This is a genomic window from Acinetobacter sp. LipI_23 (genome assembly GCF_058243045.1).
This window is the reverse complement of record NZ_JBZAYJ010000001.1, coordinates 244,555-263,145: the sequence shown is the minus strand read 5'-3', so window position 1 is coordinate 263,145 and position 18,591 is coordinate 244,555. Positions and strand designations below refer to the sequence as shown.

The 18,591-nt window shown below is 40.6% G+C and carries 17 protein-coding genes, 2 pseudogenes and 1 other annotated feature; of the genes and pseudogenes, 8 read left to right on the top strand and 11 right to left on the bottom strand.

The annotated features are described in order from the left end of the window. Positions 1-179 precede the first annotated feature (179 nt). Positions 180-869 (top strand): DsbA family oxidoreductase, encoded by a 690-nt coding sequence (locus tag AC4CVD_RS01310; protein ID WP_490751777.1) that lies wholly within the window; start codon positions 180-182, stop codon positions 867-869. A 98-nt stretch (positions 870-967) separates the two neighbouring features. Here the strand turns inward: AC4CVD_RS01310 and AC4CVD_RS01305 are convergent, their stop codons facing one another. Further along, positions 968-1,168: a dodecin family protein gene (locus tag AC4CVD_RS01305; RefSeq protein WP_004978694.1), complete on the bottom strand. Its 201-nt coding sequence runs from the start codon at positions 1,166-1,168 to the stop codon at positions 968-970. Between the two features lie 459 nt (positions 1,169-1,627). On the opposite strand from AC4CVD_RS01305, the gene AC4CVD_RS01300 reads away from it, so the two are divergent. The 5 genes from AC4CVD_RS01300 (at position 1,628) to AC4CVD_RS01280 (ending at position 7,128) form a co-directional block, all read left to right on the top strand. After that, positions 1,628-1,789, top strand: a complete 162-nt coding sequence (locus AC4CVD_RS01300; protein WP_004692748.1) for a hypothetical protein — start codon at positions 1,628-1,630, stop codon at positions 1,787-1,789. A 275-nt stretch (positions 1,790-2,064) separates the two neighbouring features. Beyond that, positions 2,065-2,244: a hypothetical protein gene (locus AC4CVD_RS01295; protein ID WP_017397192.1), complete on the top strand. Its 180-nt coding sequence runs from the start codon at positions 2,065-2,067 to the stop codon at positions 2,242-2,244. A 10-nt stretch (positions 2,245-2,254) separates the two neighbouring features. Continuing rightward, positions 2,255-4,363, top strand: a complete 2,109-nt coding sequence (locus AC4CVD_RS01290; protein WP_490751775.1) for a hypothetical protein — start codon at positions 2,255-2,257, stop codon at positions 4,361-4,363. A gap of 77 nt (positions 4,364-4,440) precedes the next feature. Then, positions 4,441-5,592, top strand: a complete 1,152-nt coding sequence (locus tag AC4CVD_RS01285; RefSeq protein ID WP_490751773.1) for a hypothetical protein — start codon at positions 4,441-4,443, stop codon at positions 5,590-5,592. A gap of 316 nt (positions 5,593-5,908) precedes the next feature. Then, positions 5,909-7,128 (top strand): IS3 family transposase gene (locus tag AC4CVD_RS01280; RefSeq protein WP_490751771.1). Its coding sequence is split into 2 segments (ribosomal slippage): positions 5,909-6,185 and positions 6,185-7,128, totalling 1,221 coding nucleotides; the frame shifts between segments, so codons are not numbered across the junction. Continuing rightward, positions 6,184-6,300: a sequence feature (AL1L pseudoknot), on the top strand. (Overlaps the previous gene by 117 nt.) 37 nt (positions 7,129-7,165) lie before the next feature. Here the strand turns inward: AC4CVD_RS01280 and AC4CVD_RS01275 are convergent. The 6 genes and pseudogenes from AC4CVD_RS01275 to AC4CVD_RS01250 form a co-directional block, all read right to left on the bottom strand. Beyond that, a pseudogene (locus AC4CVD_RS01275) lies at positions 7,166-8,316 on the bottom strand (IS3 family transposase); the annotation flags it as partial. A gap of 102 nt (positions 8,317-8,418) precedes the next feature. Then, positions 8,419-10,338, bottom strand: coding sequence for a molecular chaperone HtpG (gene htpG / locus AC4CVD_RS01270; protein WP_490751769.1), 1,920 nt, complete (start codon positions 10,336-10,338; stop codon positions 8,419-8,421). Between the two features lie 100 nt (positions 10,339-10,438). After that, positions 10,439-10,783, bottom strand: a complete 345-nt coding sequence (locus AC4CVD_RS01265) for a lysozyme inhibitor LprI family protein (protein WP_490751767.1) — start codon at positions 10,781-10,783, stop codon at positions 10,439-10,441. A 160-nt stretch (positions 10,784-10,943) separates the two neighbouring features. Beyond that, positions 10,944-11,528 (bottom strand): OmpW/AlkL family protein, encoded by a 585-nt coding sequence (locus tag AC4CVD_RS01260; protein ID WP_262471289.1) that lies wholly within the window; start codon positions 11,526-11,528, stop codon positions 10,944-10,946. A gap of 314 nt (positions 11,529-11,842) precedes the next feature. Continuing rightward, positions 11,843-13,213 (bottom strand): Na+/H+ antiporter family protein, encoded by a 1,371-nt coding sequence (locus AC4CVD_RS01255; RefSeq protein ID WP_058868765.1) that lies wholly within the window; start codon positions 13,211-13,213, stop codon positions 11,843-11,845. A 128-nt stretch (positions 13,214-13,341) separates the two neighbouring features. After that, complete coding sequence (locus tag AC4CVD_RS01250; protein WP_490751764.1) at positions 13,342-14,199, bottom strand: alpha/beta fold hydrolase; 858 nt, start codon at positions 14,197-14,199, stop codon at positions 13,342-13,344. An 82-nt stretch (positions 14,200-14,281) separates the two neighbouring features. Here AC4CVD_RS01250 and AC4CVD_RS01245 point away from each other — a divergent pair. Beyond that, positions 14,282-14,797 (top strand): annotated as a pseudogene (locus tag AC4CVD_RS01245) (DUF4442 domain-containing protein). 55 nt (positions 14,798-14,852) lie between these two features. Here AC4CVD_RS01245 and AC4CVD_RS01240 read toward each other — a convergent pair. The 3 genes from AC4CVD_RS01240 to AC4CVD_RS01230 form a co-directional block, all read right to left on the bottom strand. Then, a complete protein-coding gene (locus AC4CVD_RS01240) occupies positions 14,853-15,209 on the bottom strand; it encodes a DNA transfer protein p32 (protein WP_178896355.1) in 357 nt (118 codons plus the stop codon). Positions 15,210-15,357: 148 nt separating this feature from the next. After that, complete coding sequence (locus AC4CVD_RS01235; protein ID WP_490751762.1) at positions 15,358-15,897, bottom strand: hypothetical protein; 540 nt, start codon at positions 15,895-15,897, stop codon at positions 15,358-15,360. A 147-nt stretch (positions 15,898-16,044) separates the two neighbouring features. Beyond that, complete coding sequence (locus tag AC4CVD_RS01230; RefSeq protein ID WP_490751760.1) at positions 16,045-17,025, bottom strand: hypothetical protein; 981 nt, start codon at positions 17,023-17,025, stop codon at positions 16,045-16,047. A 41-nt stretch (positions 17,026-17,066) separates the two neighbouring features. Here AC4CVD_RS01230 and AC4CVD_RS01225 point away from each other — a divergent pair, with 41 nt between their 5' ends. Next, positions 17,067-17,999 (top strand): IS5-like element ISAba12 family transposase, encoded by a 933-nt coding sequence (locus AC4CVD_RS01225; protein WP_053579251.1) that lies wholly within the window; start codon positions 17,067-17,069, stop codon positions 17,997-17,999. 29 nt (positions 18,000-18,028) lie between these two features. On the opposite strand, the gene AC4CVD_RS01220 is transcribed toward AC4CVD_RS01225, so the two are convergent. Then, complete coding sequence (locus AC4CVD_RS01220; protein ID WP_490751758.1) at positions 18,029-18,589, bottom strand: tetratricopeptide repeat protein; 561 nt, start codon at positions 18,587-18,589, stop codon at positions 18,029-18,031. Positions 18,590-18,591: the final 2 nt, after the last annotated feature.

The following is an 18,591-nucleotide window of genomic DNA, read 5'->3' as shown; positions in this document are numbered from 1 at the left end:
ACTCTATTGTATATTTTTCGATCTTTATGCTGCGTAGTTGTCAGATAAACGGTCAAGCCCAGAGGGTTCAACTGATTGAATCCATAGCGAAACAGCTTTTTTTAATGGCCCTGCTTTAAATTTTATAACTCATCCCCATCATTTCCTTAGTTGCTCTTTTTACTATTTTGAGAAATCCCATGCGTGTAGATATTTGGTCAGATGTTGTTTGTCCTTTTTGTTATATTGGCAAAAAACGTTTAGAAGCGGCGGCTGAACAAGCTGGTGTGGAATTGGAAGTGCATTGGCACAGTTTTGAACTGGATCCAGATGCACCAGCACGCCAAGAAATTTCGAACTCAGAACGTCTCGCACTAAAATATGGTCGCACAGTGGCTGAAGTTGAAGAGATGCAACGTAATATTGCCAAAATGGCTGCGGAAGAAGGCATTGAATTTAACTGGGAAAATGCCAACTCAGGCAACAGTTTCAATGCACACCGTATTATTCACCTTGCTCAAAGCCATGGTTTAGGCAATGAAGCTAAAGAAGCCTTTTTCTTTAGCTATATGACGCAAGGCTTACCGATTGGTGAACGTGAAACCATTGAAGACGTGGCCTCTCGTATTGGCTTAAACCCAGTTGAAGTAGATGATGTGCTGGATTCTGACGAATACGCAGATTTCGTGAAGTTTGACCAAGAAGTGGCGCGTGAACAACTGAAGGTAACGGGTGTGCCGTTCTTTGTTTTCGATCAACGTGTGGCTTTAGCGGGTGCACAGCCGCGTGAAGTCTTTTTACAAGTCCTTGAAAAAGCACAAATGCCAGCAGAAGAAAATAATGCGGCACAGTGTTCCGATGAGTCTTGTGAAACACCAAAACAATCATAAGGATACTGGGTTCAGAGCTGAACTGAGCCCTATCCATAGATAAGAAAATCCCCGATCTGCGGGGATTTTTTATAGGTTATAAAAAAATGGACTTGTGTTTAATCGACCAAGAAACTAATTTTAAGATTGACCCGATATTCTACAATTTGGTTGTCCTTAATCACCACTTTTTGTTCATTGATCCAAGCACCTTGAACATTCTTCACCGTCTCGGTGACTTTTGCGATCCCAGTCTGAATCGCATCTTCAAAACTTTTCGCACTGCTTGAATTGACTTCTACCACTTTTGCAATGGCCATCTGTTTGTCCTCAGCTATTGTTGTTTTTACCTGTTTATCTTAGGTGAATTTTTAATCAAAAATAGATGAGTTAAACATTCCACAGCAAAAACTTACACAGTGCGCACAATCAAAAGACTTCAAAATGGTGAATATTTAAACGATTAATCATGTAACTCTACGTCCTTCTTCAGGTCTCATTTCAGACAAAAAAGACCTACTTTCAAGCTTCCTTTCAAACTTGAAAATCTAAATTTTCACTTTAAATTTAAACAGTTTAGCGCTGGAGTAAAAACTCTATACCAGACTAGAGTATTTATTCTAATTTATTGTTTTTTAACAATAAATGAACTCACCATTCATCTTTTACTGGCCTAAACCAGCGCTTAAATCGATCATTTTTTGATATTATTCATGCGAAATTTATCTTTTTAAAACTCCCAGTCTCCTTAGTGAGACCTCCTTTTTAGAGGAAATATCATGAACGCTGTTAAATATGCTTTGGCTGTCGCTGTAATGGCTCTTTCTGCAACTGTTTCTGCACAAGTTGTTTTTGTTCCAGATTTTCCTGTAAAAAAACCAGCAGACACTCAAACGGCAACGGCTGATGCTCCTGCGGCTGCACCACATCAAGAAGCGTAATTTGCGCTGACTTGGTCAAAAATAGGCAATGTTGATTGCCTATTTTTTTGCCCAAAATTGCAAAGAACTGACAAAAAATTTCAGCTATGAACCCTCTAGGGCAAAAATATTTAATTCAATCTGTGCTGAAATCGAAATTATCTACATTTTTCACTACCCTTTTCTCGTATCGAGAGCAGAATAATTTTTGCCTATTTATTCTTTTCTAATTATGATCAAACAAGAAGACCCAATTCCAAAACCAATAAATTAAATGCACTCAATAGCACATACCTATGCAAAATTTACAAGCCCTCATCCAAGGCCGTATTACGCCCCAAGCCATTGACCTTGATCAATTAATTGCGTTTGCACAGCAGTATACGCAGCCGACTTCAGCCGAATATAAATTACTTGAACTGGCCATCAATATGGTTTTGGCAAGCTACTTGGAACAAGCACAAAAACAACTTTAGAGCTCAGCGCATGAAAGCAATCGAAAAAGCACTGCTGATCAAAGAACTGCATCAATTGATTGATGGTTTGGAGCATCAACCTCTGTCTTTTTTTGAAATTGCACGCTCGAAAAAACGCATCCGTGAAATCTTTGCACTCTGTGATGAACCCATTTTTCAAAAACAACTCGAAGCCTATAAGGCGCTGACTCAGCCTCAAGCTGCGGCTGAACGCTGGATACAGCAAAGCCCCTACCAGCATGCCTATATTGGACTATTTCAATATGAATCTGCTTTAAGCGATGCCTTAAAACAGCAGGCGGCTTTCGCATGGGGTGTTTTATATAAATCAGGTTTGGGTTGGCAAATTGCTTTTCAAAGCACTCCAGCTACACTATATAGCAGCCCATGGCACATAAAGTTTGAACATACCTACCAATGGTTTTTGAGCCATGTACAAAGCGCTCAACAACTCGACAACGCACATTTTCTTACGACACCAGAAATATCCGAAGAAGTTGTAGAAGTTGCAGAAGTTGCAGAAGTTGCAGAAGTTGCAGAAGTTGCAGAAGTTGCAGAAGTTGCAGAAGTTGCAGAAGTTGCAGAAGTTGCAGAAGTTGCAGAAGTTGCAGAAGTTGCAGAAGTTGCAGAAGTTGCAGAAGTTGCAGAAGTTGCAGAAGTTGCAGAAGTTGCAGAAGTTGCAGAAGTTGCACGAGACCAGTTTATCGTCCCTCTTGCAACAACATTCGATGAAGAAACTAGCATAGGGCATGCACAGGACAATGTGGTTAGTGACGCTTTTATCTTCACGGGTATTGAGCTTTTAAGCATTGCTACAGATGATCACTCATCGGCTGAGCAGCCCCAAGATTCTGAGTTATTGCTCCCCGAAGTCAGCCCAGATTCTAGTCTAGTTTTATCTGAGGCTGAAGCAGAGCTTCATTTCAATACCGAAATAGAACCCACATTCGCCAGCAGCCCAAATGCAACTCAAATTGAACAAACCAAACTCAGCTCTTTTAAGCAAAGCGCTGTAGAAGATGTCGTCTCAATCAATGCTATTGAGCTAAGTATCAAACAAGATAAGGAACCTGAAAATCAGGTCGATATCGTACAAACAGATTTAGAGCCTCGACCTGAAGTATTAGCAGAAAATCATTCACTTCTCAGTCATCTGCCTCTTTTAAGTGATAAGCTATCTCAGCCTCATGAAGAATTTATCATTGAGACCGCTGCACCCATTCCATTTGACCTCAAGCCAAGTGCATCTATTTCAACGCTCGCCATTCAGGACTTTATCCAAAGGCAAGCAATCTTAGCTGAACCACAAGATCGACTTAAAAGCGAAGTGACAGCACCACGCCCTGCTGTACAGGATAGCTATACAGACAACTCGGAAACAACAGCCCTTGCTGCGCAACCCATACTGCCCACACAGATCAATCTAGGGCAATATCAAGCGAAATTGCGCACGCTGCATCAACCAAACTTAGATCCTAAGCTGTATGGCCTCGACATTTCAGGGCACACCGAGATCGGCCAAAATATCGATTTTCTGATTCACAGCGACCGACTCGATCACTGGTTGGACTCTCCCATCTATGTGGCAGAACAGACCCATCAACACGGAGGGTTTATTAACTATTTGGCTCTATTTGGTGCTGACAGTCCCACGGAAGCCATTTGTCTGAGCCAACAATTTGCCCAGAGTTGTCAACATCAAATCGCAGCCATTCGCGAAATTGAATGGGAGCAGCTACAGGGTCACATGCATGATGTATTTTCGATTTTTCAGCTGTATACCCAACAGGCCAAACTGGTATGGCATATTGAAGACTATCATCCATTTATTCTGGTCGATCTACTCAATAGCCGTAAATTCATCCAGTTTGAAGAAAGCTCCGCGGACGTAAATACGCCCATTTTAGTGTTAAAAGAACGACAAAAAATTCGAGTGATTCATGGTCAAAAGCGGGTTGAACTCTCACGTGCCGAGATCGCGTATCCGTGCTTGGTCTTAGACCGACAGCACGGCGTCAGTTGGCAACTGATTCAAAATACGATTTCCACTTTGCCTGAACCTATCACCGTGTTTCAATTATTTGATTCTATTCAAAAACAACTAGGCAGCGAGTTGTAGAGTTTTGTATTTTCTACTTGTGTTCTTATGTGAAATTTACAACACTAAAACATCGAAGAACAATAAAGTACGAAAGCATGCTAAGAACTCAACATGTGGGATCCATCTCTTTATTTTTCTGCCTAAGTTTAGGTACATACGTCAACGTGGCTTGGGCGGAAAGCAATACCAACATCACACAACATTTTGTGCCACCTCACGACGTGGCTGAAATTGACAAAATCGCATCGCCCCCCAAAGGTAGTGGACTTTTATATCAAATTCCACAGTGGATTGACTCACTTCCAACCGTTCTACCTGAAGAATCGGACGAGCTGATTGTGCCCACGACTGATCTCACTGAAGAACGCACATGGGTCGACCGCCAGCAAAAAGAAGTTCGAAACTGGGCAGACCGAACAGCCACTAAAATGGACAATTGGTTTGGTGAAACTGATCCTAAAAAACCGGCCACAGCCACCTTACGGGTCTTGGTCGATAACCGCTGGAATAAACATGATGAATACGATGTAAAACCGCGGATTAGGGGGCGGGTTAAACTTCCAACTTTAGAACATAAACTCAGTGTGGTGTTTGGGGATGACTCATTAGATAACGAACTGCAAAACAATGTTGCAATTACCAATGAAAATCCACCCAGTGCGAATAACGATAAAACATTTGATCGCCGCCAAACCCGTGATGCCAATATCTCACTGGCTTTAAGATGGTCGCAATTATCAGATCGTCTGCCTTTTGAAACCGATTTCGACTTGGGTGTACGTTCAGGGGATGATATCTATGCGCGGATCGAGTTATCGAAAGAATGGAAACTCGACAATGATTTTCGTGCGTATGCTGAACAGATTTATCGTTATGGTATCGACAGTGAAAATTACTTACGTACCAACCTAGAGCTGACGCATGCACGACCCAATCAACCCTTTTTATCCAATCAGTTCAGTCTGACCTATGCCGACGAACAAGATGATGATCTGCTCTGGGATAACTATAGCTTTAGACAACACCAATTCTTTCATGGCAATCGTTTTAACTACGGCATTTACACTGGCGGTTTCTACAACAACGACGACCTGCGCTTGAACCGTTGGGGGCCTTTTGTCTCGTGGCGTCAACCCTTCTTACGCGAGTGGTTTTATATCCAAGGCGATTTAAATTATTTTAACGATCACCGTGAAGACCGCAGCCATTACGTCAGTGCCTTGGTCCGTTTTGAAGCTTTATTTTAATGGCATGGCGGATATTTAGCCTGAACTGTGGATAAGTTCTCACTTATCCACGGATATCCACATCAGCTTCTTTTCCGCCAATTTAATCAATGCATTTAACAGATATTAAGGCGCTTGACCCAATGGGTTTGTCTTGTCCTGAAATAGATTGACAGTATTCCACTTCAAACCGAGTTAAGCAATTAGCTCGGTTTTAGTTTGCTCATACATCTGATTCGGGGTGTTCATATTTAAACTTAAATGTGGTCTATAGCAATTATAAATCATGAACCGTACCGGGTTTGTCGGAGAGTCAATATTCTGAGAGACTATCCCGATGACAAAATTAAAATATACCCCTGAAATCAGAGAAAGAGCGGTTCAATTATTGATTGAATCTGAAAAAGATTATCCATCGAATTGGGCTGCGATCACCGCTATTGCTCCCAAGATAGGTTGTACTCCTGAAACACTACGTGTTTGGTATCAAAAATATTTAGATAAACTAAATCCAGTTAAAGTACAGCAGCTTTCAGACCAAGAACGTATCAAACAACTCGAACGCGAAAATAAAGAACTGCAACGCGCCAATGAGATTCTACGTAAAGCAGCCGCTTTTTTCGCCCAGGCGGAGCTCGACCGCCCACACAAATAATGGTGGATTTTATCCATAATAATAAAGAGCTGTACGGAGTCGAGGCGATTTGTAGAATTTTACCGATCGCACCCTCAACCTATTACCGGACTCTAGATCTCTGCGAAAACCCAGAACATCGAGCAAAGCGAGATCTACATGACTTGCATCATGCTGAACAAATTAAACGAATTTGGAAGGAAAGTTCAGGTCGATATGGTGTGCGTAAGGTCTGGCAACAATTGAAACGTGAAGGTTATGTTATCGCACGTTGTACAGTTGCTCGATTGATGCAGAAGCTAGGTATACAAGGTGTTTGGCGTGGTAAGAATAAACAAACCACCCGTAGCCGAGATGATCAAAAAAGAGCAGATGATTTAGTGAAACGTAATTTTAATGCTGATCATCCTGACCAACTGTGGGTGAGTGACTTTACGTATATTCAAACTCATTCAGGCTGGGTCTATACCGCCTTTATTATTGATGTGTTCTCACGAGCAATTGTTGGATGGAAAGTATCTACACGGATGAATACAGATATGGTGCTCGATGCACTTGAGCAAGCATTGCATGATCGAGGCATGCCAAAGAATGTGATTCATCATTCCGACAGAGGTGTGCAATATCTTTCCATTCGTTATACCAATCGTTTAGAAGCAGCAAATTTAAGAGCATCAGTCGGTACGACTGGTGATTCATACGATAATGCTTTGGCTGAAACAGTGAATGGCTTATACAAAACAGAGGTGATTGAATATTTAAAAGCAGATTGGCAAGGTTTAGCGGATGTACAACTTGCGACATTAAATTGGGTAGATTGGTTCAATAAAGAGCGTGTACATAGTGCACTAGGTTATGTGCCACCTTTTGATTTTGAAGCAATGTACTATGATAAAATTAATCCGTTAGGTCAGGTGGCCTAACTTAAATAAAAAAGTCTCCGACAAACCCGGTACGGTTCATCATGATAGATTCCGTAATTAAGTGATCTAACTCCTTCATGGTTTGACATCGTGTAGTTAAAAACTCCTGCTTTAATATTCCATTAATCCGCTCTGCTAATGCATTTTGATATGAGAAACACTGTTTCGCAAGGTATCCATCTGTCATGGAAGGACATATCCCATAATGGCGCAATGCCGATTGATATAGCTCAGAGCAATACTGAGAGCCTCTGTCTGAATGATGAATCATCCTAGTCGCTCGATCCGTCACATGCTGCATCGCCATATGTAGAGCCTGCATAACATTCTCCGCACGCATATCATTCGATAACTTATAACCTTTAATCTGACGGGTATAAGCATCTGTCACCAATGATAAATAATGTACGCCTTCAGCACTCTCAACATAAGTAATATCACTAACAAAGACTTCGTTGGCTTGCACTGCTGAATAATCCTTTAATAAATTTGGATGCTTCTTCATCCAATGCTTGCTATCCGTAGTTTTTGTATAGCGACGCTTGGGGCGAATCAATAAATTATGCTCTTTCAATATTTTAAATAACTGATCCCGTCCACACTTTAAACCACGCTGCAACAATTTGCCTTTAATAAGCCAATACAACTTACGTGTTCCGATACTTGGCATGAGACAACGATATTCCATAACCAACTCAAGTATTTGTTCAGTTGCTTGTGCAGTCATTTGAGCACGTTTTTCTGCTTGATAATAAGCTTGTCGGGTGATTCCCAACCACTGACAATAACGTGAAACGCTTAGTCCTCTTTGGCTTTGCCAATCTTTGAAACGTGCTCGGTATACTTTTTTCCAAGATCAGTCCCACATTCTTTATCAATGTGATAAATCACATCCTGAATAAATTCAGTTTTAAGCTTTTCTGCGGCTAACTGCTTTTCTAATTGGCGGATTCGTTGTTGGGGTGTTAATTGGCGTTTAGAAGAAGGCGGCATATTCGAAGTCCAGTCCTGTTGTCCGTGCTTGCGTAACCATACCAGCACAGTTGATCTTCCTTGAATACCATATTTTGCCTGAGCTTGTTTATAAGTAATTTGCCCTTTTTCTACTTCATGTACAACCATCATTTTAAAGGCAAAGCTATAATCACCTTGTGTACGTTTAACTCTTTGTTCTCGTTCATGTTCCATAAAATAAGCCTCTTAAAGGTGTAAACTTATTTCAGGACGGGACAGTTAACATAAAAAAAAAGCCTATCTTAGCGATAGGCTTTTTTTTAAGCACATATTAATTTATTGAAGCAATAAGCTGTTAATCCGTTTGATATATTCGGCAGGATCATCAGGTAAGCCGCCCTCAGCAATCACCGCTTGATCAAAAATCACATTAGCCAAGTCATCAAACTGTGCCGAATTTTCTAATTTTTTCACCAATGGATGCTCTGGGTTAATTTCCAAAATTGGCTTGCTTTCAGGTACAGCCTGACCCGCTTGCTGCAACATACGAATCAATTGTGGCGAAAGCTCTCCCTCACCTGTCACCAAGCATGCAGGCGAATCGACCAAACGTGTGGTCACACGTACTTCTTTGGTCTTGGCTTTCAATGAGTCAGACAATTTTTCAACCACAGGTTTAAACTGCTCTGCGGCTGCCTCAAGTGCTTTCTTCTCTTCGGCATCTTGTAAATCACCTAAGTCGACTGCACCTTTCGCCACGTTTTGCATTGGTGTGCCATCAAACTCATGCACAAATTCCATTGCCCATTCATCAACACGGTCTGCCATGAGTAAGACTTCAATGCCTTTTTTCTTAAATAACTCAAGTTGTGGCGAGTTCTTCGCGGCATTAAGACTGTCTGCAGTCACATAGTAAATCGCTTTTTGCCCCTCAGGCATACGCGCTTTATAGTCCTGCAAAGAAGTGCTCACCTCATCATTGTTTGAAGTTGAGAAGCGTAAAAGTTTTAAAATACGCTCACGGTTACCAAAGTCTTCGCCTAAACCTTCTTTCAACACTGAACCAAATTCACGGTAAAAGGTTTTGAACTTCTCTTGATCTTTTTCATCTTCCGATTTGGCTAAAGCATCCAGCATGGTCAATACACGGCGTGCATTCCCTTCACGAATAGTTTTCACATCACGGCTTTCTTGTAACAGCTCACGACTGACGTTTAATGGTAAATCGGCACTATCGACCACCCCTTGAACAAAGCGTAAATAGTTTGGAATCAAGTTATCCGCGTCATCCATAATGAAGACCCGTTTTACATAGAGCTTAATTCCTGCTTTGGCTTCACGGGTAAAGATATTCGCAGCAGCTTTACTCGGTACATACAACAACTGCGTATATTCGGTACTGCCTTCAACACGGTTATGCGCCCATGCCAGTGGGGCTTCAAAGTCATGGCTGAGGTTCTTATAAAACTCGATGTACTGCTCTTCAGTCACTTCATTTTTATTACGTGTCCACAGAGCACTGGCTGAGTTAATCGCTTCCCACTCACCCGTTTTCACATACTGACCCGGTTTTGGCTCTTCACCTTCGACCGCTTCTTCTTGCTGCCAAACCTCTTTTTGCATCTCAATCGGCAGGCTAATGTGATCTGAGTATTTATTGATAATTTGCTTCACTTTATGCGACTGTAAATAGTCCAACGCATCTTCACGCAAATGTAAAATAATATCGGTACCACGGCTGTCTTTGTGGATCTGCTCGACTTCGAACTCACCCGTGCCCGCACTGACCCAACGTACCGCCTGATCAGGACCCGCACCTGCACGGCGTGATTCTACGGTAATTTTGTCAGCCACAATAAAGCCCGAGTAGAAACCGACACCAAACTGACCAATCAGTTGTGCATCTGATTTCTGGTCACCTGTGAGCTTAGACATAAAGTCCTTGGTTCCAGACTTAGCAATCGTACCTAAGTGGTCAATCGCTTCTTGTTCAGTTAAACCAATCCCATTATCTGAAATGGTCAGTGTTTGATTGGCTTCATCAAAACTGACGCGCACATGTAGGTCTGGGTCATTTTCATAATATTCAGGATGATTAATGCCTTCAAAACGCAATTTATCGCAGGCATCGGACGCATTTGAGATCAATTCACGTAGGAAAATGTCAGGATTTGAATACAGTGAATGCGTCACTAAATGTAATAGCTGAGCCACTTCAGCTTGGAAACTATGTTTATGTGCGTTTTGCTCGCTCATCAATCGCTCCTTAATGTATTAAGTCTTATAGAGAATGCTTAATGAATTGGAGTGAGCGGTACGTTTTTCAATAGCAATCGCAAGTTTTTTTGTCCTTTTTTTAAAATGGGCCCTGACGGTAAATACGATTTAGATGTAGTTCTAACTGCTGCTGGCGCATTTTATACACATCCATGAGGCAACTTTGTGAAGCACCACAACGGTCACGAAGACTCAACCACTTCACTTGCTCATCCTGAATCATGCCACGCGTCCCCATCGGAACAAGGCGTTTTAAAATGGTATAAGTGGTAGCCATTTTCACATCGGCGTCATTAATTTGGCGATACTCACAAATCGCGTGCTCCGTCGTCGTTTTTGCTTTATCACAATTAAAACTTGCTGCTTGAGCATGCATGCTCCACGCCAAACCACAGACTAAACCGATCCCGAGCATAGATTTCATTTTTATCACTCTCTTATTCTGTTTCTATCCATTCTATAGATGATTTTCTTTTAATACTGAATCATCGTGATTTATTTCAACGTTGACCACTATTCAACTTTAGTCTTTGCATAAAAAAACCCCATCATCGATGAGGTTCTTAAAAAGCTACTTTTGATTATTAAAATTTGTAGCTATAACCGAGGGTATAAATCACTGGATCGATATCTAATTTAAACTTCGTTGTGCCATCTACATTTACTTCTGGGTTCAAATCTGCATAACGGACATCGGCAAACACACCCCAGTTTTTTGCATCAGCAGGTTGGAAGTTAAAACCAATTTGCGCAGCATAACCGAAATCTTCTTTTATGCTTTTCACACCTTCTTCATCCCATGCAATAAATGCTGTTGCACCGACACCAATATAAGGCGTGAAACCTGTTGAGTTTTTAAAGTTATACTTTGCCGTTAAGGTAGGCGGTAAATGTTTAATTTTTACTGCTTCTGCACCATTAATGAGTACATCGTGGCTAATTGGCGTTGCTAGCAGTAACTCGGCAGAAATATTGTCATTAAAGAAATATTCAACCGATGGCGTAAACGCGAGTTCGCTATCTGCTTCAACCGTTAATGTACCATTCGCAATTTTCGTGTCCTGCGTTGGCGCAATTGCAGATCCACCGACTTTGACTTGCCATTGACCTGCCATTGCAGCAGATGCAGAAAGACCCATTAATGTAATTAGAGCAATTTGCTTCAACATTTCAAACAACCTCTGTTTGTAAAATAATTAATATAAAAATTAACATTAACCCATCATAAACAAGAGTGTAATTAATATGCAATTATAATAATAATGTATTTTAAATACCATTTTTAAGTTATTGTTTTAGTTAATTTAAATATTAAATATACCATTTTAATTGGTTTTAAATTAATAACGAAAAATCAAAATAAATATATTTTAATTCCAACCTTTTTAATCCGAATTAACATTATAAACCCGATTATTTTAATCTGAATAAATAATAAAAAAGGCGATTTAAAATCGCCTTTTTATAATAATTGGAGGGTAAATTACAAAACCATGGCCGCAATCCAACCGAAAATCATGAGTGGAATATTAAAGTGAATAAAGGTCGGGATCACGCTGTCTTTCATGTGATCATGCTGACCATCCATGTTCAAACCCGAAGTCGGTCCCAAAGTGGAGTCAGAAGCCGGAGAACCCGCATCACCGAGTGCCGCAGCCGTACCAATAATCGCAATGGTTGCCGCTGGACTGAAACCAAACTGGATACACAAAGGCACATAAATAATTGCTAAAATTGGAATGGTAGAGAACGAAGAACCAATTCCTAAAGTAATCAGTAAGCCAATCAATAGCATCCAAAATGCAGCGAGTCCTTGGCTAGAACCAATCCATTGCACTGATGCTTCTACCAATGCTGGCACTTGATTGGTCGCAGAAATAACAGATGCAAAACCTTGTGCTGCAATCATAATGAAACCAACTAATGCCATCATTCGCATACCGCTAATAATCACATCATCTGCTTCTTTCCATTTAAAAATTCCCGCACAGCTCAAAATCGCAACACCAACCAGACCAGCTAAAATCATGGAATCTGATGCAATTTGTACCCAAAGCGTAGCCACTACAGCAATAAGCGCCATAGATAACGTAAACTTTGAAATTTCGGGCTTAGACTTCTCACCCGTGATATCAAGTTCAGAAGAAATACTTTGCTGCACTGGTTCCACATGCACTTCTTCATATACACGTTTCTTACGGTAACTAAAGAATACAGCAACCAATAAACCGACAAACATACCCGAAACAGGAATGGCCATTGCTGAAGGGATATCGGCATAATTGATTTTAAAACCGTAGGGTTGCCCAAAAGTATTAATATTTTGACCTAAGATGTCATTTAGGAAAATCGCACCAAATCCAAATGGTACCAACATATAAGTGGCAACCAAGCCAAAGGTTAGAACGCAAGCAATTAGTCGACGATCTAACTGGAGATGGTTAAACACACTTAATAAAGGAGGAATCAGGACTGGAATAAACGCAATATGCACAGGAATGACGTTTTGTGAACAAATGGCTGCTAACGCGACGGTTATAAAAATCAGATATTTAACCCGATTTTGCGCCTTTTCATTGCTCGAACCTTTCAATGTTTTAATAAGCTTATAAGCCAACAAGTCAGGTAAACCTGAGCGTGCCAAAGCCAAAGCAAATGCACCTAAAACCCCGTAAGCCAACGCAATTTTTGCGCCGCCCCCAAGCCCATTATTAAATGCTTCGAGGGTACCGTGTAGCCCTAAACCAGCCAATAAACCGCCTGTGACAGCACCAATAATTAATGCAAATACTACAGGCACACGAGCTAATGAAAGTCCAAACATGACCCCAATAGCGGCAAGAATTGCGAACATAGTGAAAAGAGTGACTTGGAAGAAAGGCGCATTTTATCAGAAAATAACCAAAAAATTCTGCCCTTACAGGTCGCTAGCACCTTTCTCTTTCACAGATCATTTCAGCTTGCTTCAACACAGCGCCAGTTTTAAACAAACCTTTTGATTTCTTTAGCAATTACCTCAGGCTGGCTCAAGATTGCCCAGTGGTTGGCATTTACATTCACCCGTTGAAAATTCTCGACCCACTTCGGCATTTCATCGATTAACGCTGGACTCACAAACTGATCTTGCTCCAACACAATCGCTTGTACGGGACAAATTGCAAAGCGTTCCCGAGGTTTCGTCAGGCGTGGGATAAAGTTGGCGCGGTAGAGCGCAACCCCGTGTTTACCATCGGCAGCAATGTGATGATTCAGCGGTAAGTCTGAGCGTCCTTCTAAACGCAATAAAACTTTGCCCCAATGCTCAGGACTAAAGAACTGCCATACAGTCGGTGCCAAAAAAGGCAACTGAAAGGCTGCAATGTACCAAGACTTCGTTAATTGCTTAAAAAATTGAGGCTTGTGTTGTTTGAACTGTTCACGCATCCAAAATGCGGCATGGTCTAAGCATGGGCCTGAAATGGTGGTAAATGACAGCATACGCTCTCTAAATTTTGGCTCAGTCGCGGACTCCCATGACTGAATCGAACCCCAGTCATGCGCAACCAGATGAAAGCTACGCTGTGGGATCATACTATTCACCACACTTTCCAAATCTAGCGATAGCTGAGGCAAGGCATAGGCCCGTGTACGACGCGGCACACTCGACATCCCTGCACCGCGAACGTCATAAGTCACAATATAATAATCATGGATGAGGTATTGAATCACAGGCTCCCAGACCTCTTGATTATCTGGATAGCCATGCACCAAGACCAGCACAGGATTGTTCGCATTGCCCCATGTTTTCACATAAAGTCTTTGCTGATCTGTAGTTTGTACCCAGTAACTTTGCTGCTCCATATTCAGCTCCTTATTGTTATTGACTGTTTTTTATACTTTACTGGCAAAACGATCAATGCGAATTGATTTGATCTTCTCTAGTATGGATAGAAGTTCATCAGATACCATTGACCGAAATGAGCATTTTAAAAAACTTGTGACACAGCCAATTGTCGCGAAATACTTTCTCAATCATTTTGCTCCCTTTAAAGGTGCAGGGATTCAAATTTAAAAATTTGACCTTAAACACTACCACATTCGTGTCAAAATGCCTTTGACCCGACACAATCGGAATATAGTCGGCGTACATTTTGGCCGGAGTTTATATGCGATGGTCGACCCGTTTTATATGACCCTGCTGATGCATCACTTAGGCAACAAATATATTGTTTGGGACAAAGCAGCCTCTATCCAATTTCTCAGTCCAGGGCGCAGTACAGTCTATGCAGACTTTCATCTTGATGCCCAAGAAATCGCGGCCGTGAAACAACTGGCCGATAACTATGCCCCCGTACATCGTATTTATACCTTAAATATTTATGATGAAGCTGGCATTCGAATTGCAGAGGTAGAAAAAACCTTATACATCCGCCGCAAAAAACCTAAACCAACAAAGTGAGCACAAAAAAGCACTTCCATGAAGTGCTTTTTTTTGAAAATCTGAACTTAAAACATTATTTACGTTCTTCAATAGCAGCGCCTGCGCCACCACCGATGGCACCACCAATGGCTGCGCCGGTATTACCACCAAACACGCTTTTACCCACGGCTGAACCAATCGCACCACCAACACCACTGTAGGTTGCACTACGGTTTGAGCCACCTTGAGCTTTGCTGCCCACAGCAGCACCAGCACCTCCACCAATGGCTGCACCTACACCACCACCGAGACTATTCCCAGCAGCGCCACCCACTGCACCACCTAAAGCCGCTGTACCAATACGTTGCTCCGAAGCACTCATATTCTCACAACCTGCCAACAGCATCGTCGAAAGAGATACCACTGCAATAATACTCATATACTTTTTCATGAGATTTGTCCTTATTGGCTATTTCTTACAGCATAAAAGATCAGTATGAACTTAAAACCCGTGAAATGTTACGGTTACAGCTGCTATTGCTGAAAATTTGTAAGCAAGAAGCCCTCCTTAGAGGGCCTCATCCGCATTCAACTCAAGATTATTCAGGCTCTTTCACCACAACCACATCTTTGGTGGTGGTGCCATTTTCTTGGAGCACCGCACGCGTCACACTTTCTTGACTGTTCGGGTCTTTCACTTGATCCAGTTTCAGCTCCTTACGTACAGGTTCCTGCCCTTTCTTAAACTCAACCCCTTGTGCATCAACTTGCTTACCTTCTGCAAGGACAACACCACCTTGACTCAAGGTCGATTTCACTTCAACTTTGGATGTCGGAACAATCACGCTACCTTTTTGCACAATCGGTGCAGACATTTTTTTATCTGAAAATTGGCTGGCATTTTCTTCGAGAACCACTTCACGCGCCACAATATCTTTACCACCATTTTTCACTTCAAAAATAATCGCTTCGGTTGTCCGCACAGGGTCTTGACCAGCAACACTGCGAATAATCTGTGTTTTGACAATCGGTACAACCGCCTTATCCTCCACGGTGATGGTATTCGGCATCGGCGCTGCCATCGTTTGGCTCACAAATGCGAAGATGCTTAAGCCCAATAGTTTTGATGTCAATTTCATGTAGAACCACCTCTATTTTTTAATCGTTAATGAAGTAAGGAGATTTGTGTACTTATATTTTTAATATAGGAAAAATGTGAAATTTATAAAAGCTTAAATCCACTTCTGTAACAAAAGGACAAAAAAAGCCACCCGAAGGTGGCTGAATCAACGAAATGGGTTTTGTGAAATTTTGACTTTGACAGCATCTTTACCTTTTCTAATTATTTGGCCGCGAGAACATAAATATTCAAACACCATTTTTTCTCCCGAAGCTTTAGGTGCAAGGTAGATCTTTTCTAAATATTCCATTATTGATGGCTCATAATCTATATAAATACGATTAATTTTTTCATCATATTGAATTAATTCATTATCCATTTGAGTTACATAAATCATGCGGCACTCTTGTTCTTCTTTAAATGCCATATGTTTTATCAAATAGCGTAAAGGCAGAAGTATCTCAGCCAATAGTTCACTTTCTTTAGGCGGTAATTTTTCTATGTTAATCTCATGAATAAGTTTTGTAAGCTGCTCTAAACCACCTTTTACGTTACTTTCAGTTTCTTGAATTTTAGTAAGATACTTATCCCACTTTTGTTGTGCTACATCATTCTCTGTATACCACGGAGAATTATTTTTTAATTTAAACTCACGTCTGAAACTCCATTCCTCACGCTGTGCCACTTTAGTTAAACCAGAAGTTGGATCAAAATAAATACAGCGATATAGCGGCATTGCTGACAATCCAGATTTTGACTTTTCTTGTTTTATACTTAGATTATCTTCCTCTTCACCAGTTTCTGCGACTAACCCAGATTTTTCATATATGCGTGCAACATTATGTTCTGTGGCAAAGAAATCTTTTGACAACACTAAACTTAAACCCGAAGCGTCCTCCTTCTTCTCTTTCGCATAAAGTCTAAATTGATTTAATGAGTCATGGTGTAATGTAAAACAAGAAATAAACGCCGTATCTTGAGTTGTAATTTTATTATCAATATACAATAACTTGTTAATTAACAAACCCTCTTCAGGATCATTCATTAAATTAATGGTATTTAAACGTAGTGCAGATTTTAATTTAAATAAATTATTATTTTCTTTAGATAATAAAAGCTTAGATACTGTTAAATGGCTTTGTTGCACAAACCTATCTGTAAAGGCTTTTTCAGCGATATAATTTTCAAATGAAGAAGCCTACACACAAAATTTACCGCACAACCAATTGGCCCGCATATAACCGAGCACTCATGAGTCGCGGAAATATTGCCATTTGGTTTGATCCTGCTACGCAATGGTATGCGCCATCAAAAGGCAAACAAGGGCGAAATCAAACCTACTCCGACGCAGCCATCCAATGCTGCTTAATGATTAAATCCTTATTCCGTCTGTCTTTACGTATGGTCACTGGCTTTGTGCAAAGTCTGATTAAACTTTGCGGATTAAATTGGATAGCTCCAGATTACACCACGCTTTGTAGAAGACAAAAGCATATTGATATTGTAATCAGCTACCAAAAAAGTAGCGATGGGCTGCATCTACTCATGGACTCTACAGGCATGAAGTTTCTAGGTGAGGGCGAATGGAAACGCAAGAAACATGGACCTGAATATCGTCGCCAATGGCGTAAACTTCATATTGGTATAGATGCTAAAACCCTACAAATACGAGCAGTTCAGCTTACAACCAATAATGTCAGTGATTCACAGGTGCTTGGTGATTTACTTAATCAGATTCCACAAGATGAGCGGATTGACTCTGTTTATACCGATGGAGCTTATGACACCAAGCAATGCCGTCAGGTCATTGCAGATCGGCAAGCGCATGCGGTGATTCCACCTAGAAAAAATGCGAAACCATGGAAAGATACAAAGAGTAGCTCGCTAGAGCGAAATGAATTACTTCGAACAATTAAACGTTTAGGCAGGACACTATGGAAAAAATGGTCAGGCTATCATCGTCGAAGTTTGGTTGAAACTAAGATGCATTGCATCAAATTATTAGGCGATAAACTCAGTGCAAGGAGTTTTGATAGCCAAGTGAATGAAATCCATGCACGTGTAGCAGTCCTTAACAGATTTACGGAATTAGGTCGACCACTTACCCAAGTTACGCCTTAAATTTGGCTCAATTAGGGGCGCTTTGCATTTCAAATCTTTGTGCAACAAAGCCCTGTTAAATTGGTATAATGTGCAATCGATTTTTCATAATCAGTATCAATAAATATGCTTTTTAAAATACCACTTATTTTTTCAAAAATATAATACAACCTATTTTTATATTTACTTTCATCCAAAGCAACAATACTTGCTACAACATTAATTTGATAACTTTCTTTACGATATTGTGTACTTTTCTTTGGGATTTTTTCCCAAAAAGCATTTTTCTTATTTAGTATTGTTGTAAATTCGCCTAATAAAAATTGGGCTTCCGCATAAGTTTCTAAATCATATTCAATTTTAATTTTTTTTAGATATGCTGTTTCGTCTAATAATATATATAAGTTCCATTGTGCCCATGAGTATTGTATTGCAGAATCAATAAGTTTTACCTTGTTGTAAGTTTTTTTTGCCTCTTCAATTCTTCCAAGTCTTTGATATAAAAAGCCTAAATTTACTTGAGCTTCTGCATAAAGCTCTGCATTATCTTCTCTTAATATATTTTTATATGCCTGTTCTACTTCTTCTAAACGGTTTTGTTCTTCTAGCAATA

Bases quoted from the DNA above. Each gene is read 5' to 3' on its own strand.
- AC4CVD_RS01235 (WP_490751762.1), bottom strand. From the start codon at position 15,897: ATGAAATTGACATCAAAACTATTGGGCTTAAGCATCTTCGCATTTGTG.
- AC4CVD_RS01225 (WP_053579251.1), top strand. From the start codon at position 17,067: ATGAAGAAGCCTACACACAAAATTTACCGCACAACCAATTGGCCCGCA.
- AC4CVD_RS01265 (WP_490751767.1), bottom strand. From the start codon at position 10,783: ATGAAATCTATGCTCGGGATCGGTTTAGTCTGTGGTTTGGCGTGGAGC.
- AC4CVD_RS01310 (WP_490751777.1), top strand. From the start codon at position 180: ATGCGTGTAGATATTTGGTCAGATGTTGTTTGTCCTTTTTGTTATATT.
- AC4CVD_RS01260 (WP_262471289.1), bottom strand. From the start codon at position 11,528: ATGTTGAAGCAAATTGCTCTAATTACATTAATGGGTCTTTCTGCATCT.
- AC4CVD_RS01290 (WP_490751775.1), top strand. From the start codon at position 2,255: ATGAAAGCAATCGAAAAAGCACTGCTGATCAAAGAACTGCATCAATTG.
- AC4CVD_RS01295 (WP_017397192.1), top strand. From the start codon at position 2,065: ATGCAAAATTTACAAGCCCTCATCCAAGGCCGTATTACGCCCCAAGCC.
- AC4CVD_RS01255 (WP_058868765.1), bottom strand. From the start codon at position 13,213: ATGTTCGCAATTCTTGCCGCTATTGGGGTCATGTTTGGACTTTCATTA.
- AC4CVD_RS01240 (WP_178896355.1), bottom strand. From the start codon at position 15,209: ATGAAAAAGTATATGAGTATTATTGCAGTGGTATCTCTTTCGACGATG.
- AC4CVD_RS01285 (WP_490751773.1), top strand. From the start codon at position 4,441: ATGCTAAGAACTCAACATGTGGGATCCATCTCTTTATTTTTCTGCCTA.
- AC4CVD_RS01300 (WP_004692748.1), top strand. From the start codon at position 1,628: ATGAACGCTGTTAAATATGCTTTGGCTGTCGCTGTAATGGCTCTTTCT.
- htpG (WP_490751769.1), bottom strand. From the start codon at position 10,338: ATGAGCGAGCAAAACGCACATAAACATAGTTTCCAAGCTGAAGTGGCT.
- AC4CVD_RS01250 (WP_490751764.1), bottom strand. From the start codon at position 14,199: ATGGAGCAGCAAAGTTACTGGGTACAAACTACAGATCAGCAAAGACTT.
- AC4CVD_RS01305 (WP_004978694.1), bottom strand. From the start codon at position 1,168: ATGGCCATTGCAAAAGTGGTAGAAGTCAATTCAAGCAGTGCGAAAAGT.